Origin of the sequence: Psychrobacter sp. 1Y11 (assembly GCF_052259045.1) — a bacterium.
Classification (GTDB): domain Bacteria; phylum Pseudomonadota; class Gammaproteobacteria; order Pseudomonadales; family Moraxellaceae; genus Psychrobacter.
On the sequence record NZ_JBQQER010000032.1, the window covers coordinates 1 to 728 of the forward strand.

Below are 728 nucleotides of genomic sequence, written 5' to 3' on the forward strand. Positions count from 1 at the left end.
TCGTTAATACCATTAGCCACATCATACTTAGCCTGAGCTTTTAGGTAATCCATGTCCGCTTGTGCCGTGCTGTTACCGACGACATAGACGTTAGCATAACGCGATTTGATACCTGATGAGATACCTGAACGCTTATCTAGGTCACCATACACATGACCAATCTGCATCTGCGAATCAAAGTTCTTATACACAGACTGATATGGAAGTGTCAGATCGGCGTTCGGAGAGATTGGAACACCTGTTCTCACATTCTGCCATAACACTTCATTGGCTTGTGCAGACTGTTTGAAGCCATCAGTATTCGCCACATCCACGTCATCATCTCTAACGGTAGTTAGAGTAAAGTCCTGTCTGGCCGTATTAAACTTATTAGGCTTAACGATGTCGAGACGGGCTTCAATAGTATTGTAGGTTAAGTTATCAACACTACTGTCTTCAATCATATTTGGCGCTTCGTTCTCACCACTACCTGACGTTGTCGTGTAGGTTTCATTGTCTGTAACGAATTGACGGAAACCAATAGCGTTACTAGTGCCTAGACCTGATTTACTACTTAAGGTGTTGCTCATGATGCCAGTGGCATCTGTGTTAGGTTCAGCTTCTGGGTTGGTTGGCTCTGGTGTAGGATCAGTCGGATCAGTCGGATCAGTCGGATCAGTTGGATCAGTTGGATCAGTTGGATCAGTTGGATCAGTTGGATCAGTTGGATCAGTTGGATCAGTTGGATC

1 protein-coding gene is annotated in these 728 nt (G+C 44.6%); it reads right to left on the minus strand.

The genetic code is table 11. From position 1 onward, the window contains the following. A partial coding sequence (locus ACTXGJ_RS12635) for a hypothetical protein (RefSeq protein WP_443566160.1) occupies positions 1-728 on the minus strand: 728 nt, incomplete at both ends.